Here is an 8,870-nt window from a genome sequence, read left to right on the forward strand (position 1 = left end):
GCGGGCAGGGCTGGAGACGCGCTGGAAGGCGTCTGGGAGGCGTGTGCGGGCCCGCGCTCAGTGCGCGCGGCAACACAGACGGTCGAAGTGATGTCCCTGCCGGGACGGCCAGAAGGGCTCAAGGTCGCTGCGACCCGTCGCGGTGTCGGTAAGGCTGGCCATGACCCCATTCAATCAGACAGCCGGTGATCTGTCCTTCACGCGGCCTGCGGACCGGCGCGAAACGGACGGCGCGGCGGGGCGGCCGTACGGCGGCGGGGCGGGGCGGCCGTACGACGGTTGCGCGGGGTGGCGCGGGACGGGAGGCGCAGGGGGACGGCCACGCGGTGGCGGATCTTGAACGCGGCGCCCGCTCCCATGCCCAGCAGCAGCGCCGCCAGGTGCCCCGCGTCCGTGAAGTCCCGCCGTCGGTCCAGGAGCGGACCGACGCCCAGTGCCAGCATCCCCGCCGTGGCCGCCGCCCGCGCGCCGCGGTGCGGTACGGAGACGGCGAGCGCGCCCACCGTGGCGTAGAAGCCGTAACTCGCGCCCACGTCCACCGCCCGCTCGGTGTCGGGCGTGACCGCCTTGTGGGACAGCGCGCGGGCCGCCCGCAGCCCGCCGTACACGAGCATGCTGGCGCCGATGTGCCCGGCGGCGAACATCGCGGCGGCGCGCCGGGTGCCCCACGCCGCCTCGGCCGTGCCGAGCGCCGCGAGCAGCGCGAGTCCGTACGGGACGGGCAGCGGACTCTCCACGAACACGGCGCTGGTCGCCAGCGTCCGCCAGCGGCCCGCCCGCAGGTTGTCGACGTTGGTGGAGTGCGCGCGCAGCAGCTCGGCGCGCTCCCGCGCGGGAAGCCGCGCGGTGGCGTACGCGCCGAGCTGGACAGCGCCGACGTACAGCGGGGTGAGCCAGGGAGCGTAGGCGGAGGGCGCTTTCATGCCCTCCATCATCCCTGGGCAGGGGCCGGACCGGCCGGACCGGCCCCGGGCCCCGGTTCAGGCGAGGCGGATCTCGACCGGGTCGGCCGATCCGCCCCGCACCGTGACCGCGGTCCCGGCGACCTGTGACGCGCCGCCCCGCTCCGACCGGCACTCGACGGTGTAGCCGCCGTCGGTGCCGGCGGAGAGGGTGAAGCGCCCCTCGTCGTCCGTGAGCGCGGCCACGTCCGGGAAGGACCCGGGGCCCGCGGCGAGGTACACCCGGGCGTCCGGGACGGGCCGGCCGTCCGCGTCCACCACGACTCCGGAGATCACCGCCATACCGGGACCTTTCATTTCCTACTGCCGGTCGGTCAGGCCTGCCGAGCGGCCTGTCACGCCTTCCACGCCACGTAGTTGTTGTACACCGGCGTGGTGATCCGCGTACCCGAGTTGGTGACCGCGCCGCCGTACGCGTGGATCGCGATGCCGTACCGGCCGCCGTTGTAGAAGTGGTAGACGGAGCTGCCGCTCTGGCCGCCCGCCGTGTCGATGTCGTAGTACACCTTGCGCGGACCGACGGAGGCGACGCCGCGCGCGTCGTACCACTGCGTACCGGCCGGCTTGTCGCCCGGGTACCCGGAGATGTTGCCGACGGTCTTGAGCAGGTCCGCGTCGGACCACACGCCGAAGCCGAACCAGCCGGTGGTGTTGCCGAGGTTGCTGGGCAGGATGATGGCGCCGTAGTCGTAGTTCTCGTCGCCGTTGTTGGCCCAGCCGTTGACCGTACGGAAGCTGGTGCTGGTCACGACGCCGTACGGAAGGGTGTTGCCGTTGCGGCCCGGCATCACGTTGATGCTCTTGACCCAGCCGTCGCGCCCGGCGACGCCGCTGTTCTTGATGTAGACGACGTGCCCCGCGGTGGCCAGCGTGTGCGGGCCGATGAACCAGCCCGTGCCGATCCAGCGGGAGTTGTCCGCCGCGGTGATCAGCAGCGAGCAGTGCACCCGCCACGGGTACACGGACGTGTCGGTGATCTGCACCCGGTCGTCCGGGCCGTGCACGGTCTCGGCCGCGACCGGGGGCGGGCCGAAGGACGCCTCGCCGATGTCCGGCAGCACCGCGGTCGGCGGCTGCCAGAGCTGCTCGGGCGTGCCCTCGGGACGGTTGTAGCCCCGTACGTTCTCCAGGCCGTCGGCAGTCGCCCTGGCCGCGTCGCCCTGCGGCCCCTCGGACGGCTGCTGTACGGCCAGTTCTTCGGCGGTGAAGACGACTTGCTGCTCCTCCGGCTCGTTCGAGACGGCGGTGTGGAACTCGATCGGCATTGCGGGTCACCGGGCCTCTCGGGTCTCGCGGTGCACTGTGGGGGTTCTCCTCGATGGAGTCCTCTCCTTGTACTGCGGTCCCGGGAGCCGGACAACGAAAGATGCGGCGAATTCTTGCGGATGGCCCTCTGCTACGTCATCCGTCCCGAAGTGCCCCGCCATCGGCACGAGATTCCCACCGAAAACGGGACGCCCCGGCCACGGAGAACTTCCGCACGGAGAACGGGCACGGCCGGGCCTTGCGGGCCGGTGCGCGGCGCGCCACGACGCGCGCAACGTGCGCGCGCGGGATGCGGGATGCGGGGGTGCACGGATGCGGGAGTGCCGGAGGCGTCGGCCGGGGCGGGGATGGGCGTGCGGGGCGGCCCGGCGTACAGAGGTGTCCTTGCGCGGCGGGGCACACTGGCGGGCATGACGACGACCTTGCGCATCGGACTCCTCGGCACCGGCCCCTGGGCACAGCGCGTCCACGCCCCCGCCCTCGCCGCGCACCCCGGCGTCTCCTTCACGGGCGTCTGGGGACGCCGCCCGGAAGCCGCCGCCGAACTGGCCGCGAGCCACGGCGCCCGCCCGTACGCGACCCCCGAGGACCTGTTCGCCGACACCGACGCGGTCGCCGTCGCGCTGCCGCCGTCCGTCCAGGCGGACCTCGCCGTACGGGCCGCCGACGCCGGCCGGCACCTGCTCCTGGACAAGCCCGTCGCCACCACCGTCGCCGAAGCGCGTGCGGTGGCCGACGCCGCCGACCGGGCGGGCGTCGCCTCCGTCGTGTTCTTCACCGCGCGCTTCGGCGTCGCGGAGGGGGAGTGGACCGACCAGGCCGCCGCGGCCGGTGGCTGGTTCACCGCGCACGCCGACTGGCTCGGCTCGGTCTTCGCGGCCGACAGCGACAGCCCGTACGTGGACTCCCCCTGGCGCCGTGAGAAGGGCGCCCTGTGGGACGTCGGCCCGCACGCGCTCTCCCTCCTGCTGCCCGTCCTCGGGGACGCGGAGCACGTCACGGCCACCCGGGGGCCCGGCGACACCGTGCTGCTCACGCTGCGGCACACGGGCGGCGCGGCGAGCTCGGCGACCCTCAGCCTGACCGCCCCGCGCGCGGCCTCCGGAGTCTCCGTCACGCTCTACGGCACCTCGGGCACCACCGCGCTCCCGAGCCGCCAGGACGGCCCGGACGTGGCGTACGGGCGCGCCGTGGACGCGCTGCTCACCGCCGTACGCACCGGTGAACGGCACCCCTGCGACGTACGGTTCGGACTGCGGGTGACGGAGGTGCTGGCGGCGGCGGAGGCGTCGTTGGGGGCGGGGCCGGGCGCCTGAGTGACGGGTGAGGCCCGGGCGCCCCTCACTTGATCAGCGCGTTCGCCACCGCGATCAGCAGCCCGAGCGCGGCGTCGGCCATCCCGATGAGCGCGGCCCCGCGCCTGCGGTACCCCATCCGCAGCGCGGCGGCCGTGCCCCAGCCGAACAGCAGCGTGGCGTTGAGCGCGAGCCCGGCCGCCGTGGTGGGCCCTTCGGGCCAGCCCCAGCCCCCGGCGGCCAGCAGCAGCACCACGGTGGGGAGCGAGGCGACCACGAGCGGCCACTCGTCGATCAGCCGGTGCCCCAGCGCGTACCAGCGGTGGCCCGCTCTGTTGCCGCGGTGGGTGGACATGTGGTGGGCGTAGCCGTGCGCGAGCGCCGCGGTGGCGGCCGTGACCAATACCCACAGCGCGTCGTAAACGGGCGTGAACGGCGTTCCCTCGCTCTGCAGGGCGGCCAGCAGCGCACTGGCGAGCACCGTTCCGTACACGCCTCCGAACAGCATGTTGGAACGCACGAAAGGCTCTCTTCCAGGTGATACCGCGATACCGCAATGCCGCGGTGCGGAAATGGAGTGACGAGCCGTCCAGGCTAATCGGCGGGCCCGTTCCTTTCCTCACCGTAACGGGGGAGAAAGAAATGGCCGAAGGTATGACAACGCGTGGCGACGAGATTTCCGTACCGCTGCCGGGCGCTCCGCGCGCACGGAGCGTCTCCGCCCCCGGCCCGCTCGCCCTCTCATGCCTCCCCGGGTATCGCCACATGCCGGAATTGGTCTTGGAAGGCATGAGGGATCCCGCCTAACGTCGTGCTCGCGCCCTTCGCGCTCCCCGTCCGTACGCATTCCCCTTGCCCCTTCCCCTTCCCCTTCCTCATCCCCATCCGCACGCACTCCGCGCCGCCCACGCGCCGCGCGCCGGTGCGCTGTACGACAAGGAGGCGCAGCTCATGACAGCGTTCACGAGTTACGTCGAAAACATCCTGCGAGAACTGGCGGACCACCCGGAACGCCGGGTGCTGACCACTTCCGACGGGCGGAACATCACCGCCGCCGCATTTCACGACAGCGTGCACCGTACGGCGGCGGAACTGGCCGACCGCGGCATCGGGCGCGGCCATACCGTCTCGATGCTGTCCGGCAACCGGCCGGAAGCGCTGTCCGCCCGGTACGCGGTCAATCTGCTGGGCGCCAGGATCGTCCTGCTGTACGAGGGGCAGGCACCGGAAACCCAGGCGCGCGTCGTGGAGAGCGCGGAGACCGTCCTGCTTCTCGTGGGTCCGGAATCGGCCAAGCCCGCCGCGGAACTGCTCTCCCATCTGGACGGCGCCGCGCCGGACGTCCTGCTGCTCGCCCCCGGCGACCCCGGCGCCCCCTGCGGACTGGACGCCGAGGACCTGACCGCCGCGGCAGCCGCCCGCCCGTCGGGCCGTACGGTCGAGAGCGCGGCCCGTCCCGACGACGACTGGTGCATCCGCTACACGGGCGGCACGACCGGTGTCCCCAAGGGCATCCAGATGGCGCACCGCCCGTACGCGCAAGCGGTCGCGTACTCCTTCACCTCCGCAGGCGACCCGCCCCGCCTGCTCGCCTGCACCTCGCTCGCCCATCTGGCCGGACAGCTGGCCGACATGACGCTGGCCGCCGGGGGCAGCGTCGTCCTCCAGGACGGCTTCGACGCCGGCGCGGTGCTCGCCGCGGTCGCCCGCGAACGCATCACCCACATGTGGCTGCTGCCGCCCCTCCTCTACCACCTGCTCGACCACCCCGATCTGGCCACCACCGACCTCAGCAGCCTCACCCGCATCACCTACGGCGGCTGCCCGGCCTCTCCCGCCCGGCTGCGGCAGGGCCTCGACCTCCTCGGCCCGGTCCTCTACGGCTGGTACGGCCAGTCCGAGGCCCTGCTGCTCACCGAGATGAGCCCCGACGAGCACGGCAGGACCGGGCAGGGCGGCCAGATCACCGTCGGCCGGCCCGTACCCGGCGTGACCGTCGAGATCCGCGACGAGGACGGCCACCGCCTCCCGCCGGACACCAGCGGCGAGGTGTACGTCCGCTCCGAGGGCATGATGACCGGCTACTGGAAGAAGCCCGAACTGACCGCGCAGGTCATCCGCGACGGCTGGGTACGCACCGGCGATGTCGGCTACCTGGACGAGGCGGGCTACCTCTACCTGATGGACCGGGTCAAGGACATGGTCATCGTGGTGGGCGGGCACGTCTACCCGGGAGAGCTGGAGGACCTGCTGCACACCCACCCGGACGTTGCGCACTGCGCGGTCTTCGGCGTCCGCACCGCCGACGAGGAGGAGAAGGTGCACGTCGCCGTCGTCCCCGCACCGGGGCGCACGGTCGACCCCGCCGCGATCACCGCGTTCGTGGTGGCGCACAAGGGCGCGATGTACGCGCCGAGCGGTGTGCACCAGGTGGACACGATTCCGCTCACGTCCGTGGGCAAGCCGGACAAGAAGCGGCTGAAGGCAGAGCTGGTGGAGGGGTAGCGGGCCCGAAGGCGGGGTGGGGCGGGGCGGGCGTGGCCGGGGCAGCCGCTGTCGTGCGCGGGGTCCGCGTGGCAGGGCCGCCCCCGTACGGAAGCCGCCGTCAGCGGCTCGCCCCGTCCGTCATCGATTCCTCACACCATGCGAGACACGACGTCATGAACAGCACGCATCATGGTCAGCTCCTGTCCCCGCCGTACGCTTTCGACGAGCGTCCGCCCGGCCACCGCTTCGGAGAACCCGCCCCATGACCCGTGTGCTGCTCATCGAGGACGACCCCGCCGTACGCAAGGGCGTCCATCTCGCGCTGCGCCGCCGCGGGCACGAGGTCGAGACGGCGGCCAGCGGCGAGACCGGACTCCTCGCGCTGGACCGCTTCCGGCCGGAGCTGGTGCTGCTGGACCTGATGCTGCCCGGCATGAGCGGCCTGGAGGTGTGCCGCCGCATCCGCGAGACGCAGCAGATCCCGATCATCATCCTGTCGGCGCGCGGCGACGACATCGACATGGTGGTGGGGCTGGAGGCCGGCGCGGACGACTACGTGGTCAAGCCCGCCGGCGGCGAGGTGCTCCAGGCGCGGATGCGGGCGGTGCTGCGGCGGGTGGCGGGGGAGCGGCGCGGAGACGGGACGCGGCAGGCGGATCCCGCGGCCGCCGCTTCGTCGTCCCGCGCCTCCTGCACGGCGTACGGCGCGCTGACCATCGACCGCGCCGCCCTCCTGGTCGCCAAGAACGGCCACGAACTCGTCCTCGCCCCCTCCGAACTGAAGCTGCTGCTCTTCCTGTCCGACGCGCCCGGCCAGGTCTTCAGCCGCCAGCAGCTCCTCGAACAGGTCTGGGAGCACAGCTTCTACGGGGACGTGCGGCTGGTGGACGCGTGCGTGATGCGGCTGCGCGCCAAGATCGAGGACGATTCGCGCGTGCCCACGTACGTCCAGACGGTCCGGGGGTTCGGCTACCGCTTCGGACCGCTGTGAGCACCGGGGCGTCCCGCGGGAGCGCGTCGGCGCGGGGCGGGAGCGCGTCGGCGCAGGGTGGGGCCGCGTCGGCGCGGCGCCGGGGTCGGCTGAGCGCCGTGTACACCCGGTGGCGCGGGCTGCGCACCCGCCTCATCGTCGGCTTCCTCGTCGTCTCCGCGCTCAGCGCGCTGATCACCGCGGCGCTCACCTTCCGGCAGGCCCGTACGGCGATACTGGCCCGCACGCAGAACACCGCCGTGCACGACCTGCGCGCCCAGCTGCAGTCCCTCGGCCCCGACCTGCCGTTCCCGCCGCAACGCGAGGACCTGCAGAACCTCGTCGTCCAGCTCGACCGGGCCGGCGGGTCCCGGAACTGGCGCACGTACGCGCAGTACGAGGACGCGCCGGTGGTGCCGGGGCCGTGGGGCGCGGGTCCCGGTGGGGCGGCGATGGAGGGGGGCGGGGCGGCCGCGGGGGCGGTTCGGGCGGGCGGCGGGACGGCTGTGGGCGGGACCCGGGCGGTCGGCGGAGCGGCTGCGGGCGGGACCCCGGCGGGCGGCGGAGCGGCTGCGGGTGGGGTCCGGGCGGCCGGCAGCGCGGTCACCGACGGTCTGCGCGCCGCCGTGCGCGAGCACCACGCGCCCATCTTCCAGCGCGTCGACCGGGGTGGGCAGCCGTGGCTCGCGATCGGGATGCCGGTGGATTTCACGGCCCCGGACGCCCAAGGACACGCATCCGGAACAACCAGCACCCCCGGCGCACCCTCCTCCTCTTCCCCCTCCACCCCACCCGGCGCCACCAAGCCCTCCGGCCTCGTCGTCTACGCCGAATTCGCCCTCGACGACGAACAGGCCGACATCTCCGCCCTGGTCACCGCCGCCCAGGCCGGCGCGCTGCCCGCGCTCGCGCTGGCCGTCGTGCCCGCGCTGTTCGCCGCCCGCCGCGTACTGCTGCCGGTACGCCGTCTGCGCGAAGCCGCCGAACGCATCACCTCCGGCGAACTGGACACCCGCTCCCCGGTGACCGGCCGCGACGAACTCGCCGACCTCACCGTCACGTTCAACGAGATGGCCCGCGCCCTGGAGAAGGACGACGCCGAACTGCGCCGCATGGAGGCCAACGCGCGGCGCTTCGCCGCCGACGTCTCCCACGAACTGCGCACCCCGCTGGCCGCCATGTCCGCCGTCACCGAGGTCCTGGACGAGGACGCCGCCCGGCTGGACCCGGACACCGCCGACGCCGTACGCCTGATCAGCGACGAGACCAGCAAGCTCGCCCGCATGGTGGAAGACCTGATCGAGGTCTCGCGCTTCGACGCGGGCGCCGCCGACCTGCTCCTGGACGAGATCGACGTCGCCGTCGCCCTGCGCAAGACGCTCCAGTTGCGCGGCTGGCAGGACCAGGTCGAGACCGGCCTCCCGGAGGACCTGCGGGTCCGCCTCGACCCACGCCGTATCGACGTGGTCGTGGCCAACCTGGTCGGCAACGCGCTGCGGCACGGCGGCGCCCCCGTACGGCTGACGGCGTCCACGACGTCGGGACGGCTCCGTATCGACGTGGCTGACCAGGGCCCCGGCATCGACCCGGAGGTCCTTCCGCACGTCTTCGACCGCTTCTTCAAGGCCGACGCCGCCCGCGCCCGCTCCGGCGGCAGCGGTCTGGGCCTGGCCATCGCGATGGAGAACGTACGGCTGCACGGGGGCACGCTGCGCGTGGCCAACGGGCCGGGCGGGGGAGCGGTGTTCACGGTGGAGCTGCCGTGTAGGTTCCCCCGTTCCGTGTCCAATTGGTCACGAGTGACCAGCGGTTATGCGTGAGCGGGGAGCGGGCGAGAGCCGAGGTTTTCCGTCTCTGGTGTCCAATGGGGGCCGTGCGTGCGTCGGGGAT

Annotated in this window: 8 protein-coding genes; 4 read left to right on the top strand and 4 right to left on the bottom strand. The window is 73.3% G+C overall.

The window, feature by feature from the left end:
• Positions 1–197: 197 nt before the first annotated feature.
• Genes JXZ78_RS26650 through JXZ78_RS26660 form a run of 3 tightly spaced genes read right to left on the bottom strand, consistent with a single transcriptional unit; the run spans position 198 to position 2,227 of the window.
• On the bottom strand, positions 198–923 hold the full coding sequence (locus JXZ78_RS26650; protein WP_238783392.1) for a rhomboid-like protein: 726 nt from the start codon (positions 921–923) through the stop codon (positions 198–200).
• A gap of 57 nt (positions 924–980) precedes the next feature.
• Entirely contained in the window at positions 981–1,244 is a 264-nt protein-coding gene (locus JXZ78_RS26655) for a carboxypeptidase-like regulatory domain-containing protein (RefSeq protein ID WP_030019856.1), read from the bottom strand.
• 53 nt (positions 1,245–1,297) lie between these two features.
• A complete protein-coding gene (locus JXZ78_RS26660; protein WP_030019857.1) occupies positions 1,298–2,227 on the bottom strand; it encodes a trypsin-like serine peptidase in 930 nt (309 codons plus the stop codon).
• 411 nt (positions 2,228–2,638) lie between these two features.
• Between JXZ78_RS26660 and JXZ78_RS26665 the strand changes: the two genes are divergently transcribed.
• A complete protein-coding gene (locus JXZ78_RS26665; RefSeq protein WP_208870143.1) occupies positions 2,639–3,544 on the top strand; it encodes a Gfo/Idh/MocA family protein in 906 nt (301 codons plus the stop codon).
• A gap of 25 nt (positions 3,545–3,569) precedes the next feature.
• Here the strand turns inward: JXZ78_RS26665 and JXZ78_RS26670 are convergent, their stop codons facing one another.
• Positions 3,570–4,043: a hypothetical protein gene (locus JXZ78_RS26670; RefSeq protein ID WP_078624211.1), complete on the bottom strand. Its 474-nt coding sequence runs from the start codon at positions 4,041–4,043 to the stop codon at positions 3,570–3,572.
• Between the two features lie 431 nt (positions 4,044–4,474).
• On the opposite strand from JXZ78_RS26670, the gene JXZ78_RS26675 reads away from it, so the two are divergent.
• The 3 genes from JXZ78_RS26675 to JXZ78_RS26685 all read left to right on the top strand — a co-directional run bounded on the left by JXZ78_RS26675 (position 4,475) and on the right by JXZ78_RS26685 (position 8,800).
• On the top strand, positions 4,475–6,028 hold the full coding sequence (locus JXZ78_RS26675; RefSeq protein WP_030019860.1) for an AMP-binding protein: 1,554 nt from the start codon (positions 4,475–4,477) through the stop codon (positions 6,026–6,028).
• A gap of 244 nt (positions 6,029–6,272) precedes the next feature.
• On the top strand, positions 6,273–7,001 hold the full coding sequence (locus JXZ78_RS26680; protein WP_030019861.1) for a response regulator: 729 nt from the start codon (positions 6,273–6,275) through the stop codon (positions 6,999–7,001).
• A gap of 98 nt (positions 7,002–7,099) precedes the next feature.
• Positions 7,100–8,800, top strand: coding sequence for a sensor histidine kinase (locus JXZ78_RS26685; protein ID WP_238783393.1), 1,701 nt, complete (start codon positions 7,100–7,102; stop codon positions 8,798–8,800).
• The last annotated feature ends 70 nt before the right edge of the window (positions 8,801–8,870 follow it).

This window comes from Streptomyces monomycini, assembly GCF_022271435.1.
GTDB classification, from domain to species: Bacteria; Actinomycetota; Actinomycetes; order Streptomycetales; family Streptomycetaceae; genus Streptomyces; species Streptomyces monomycini.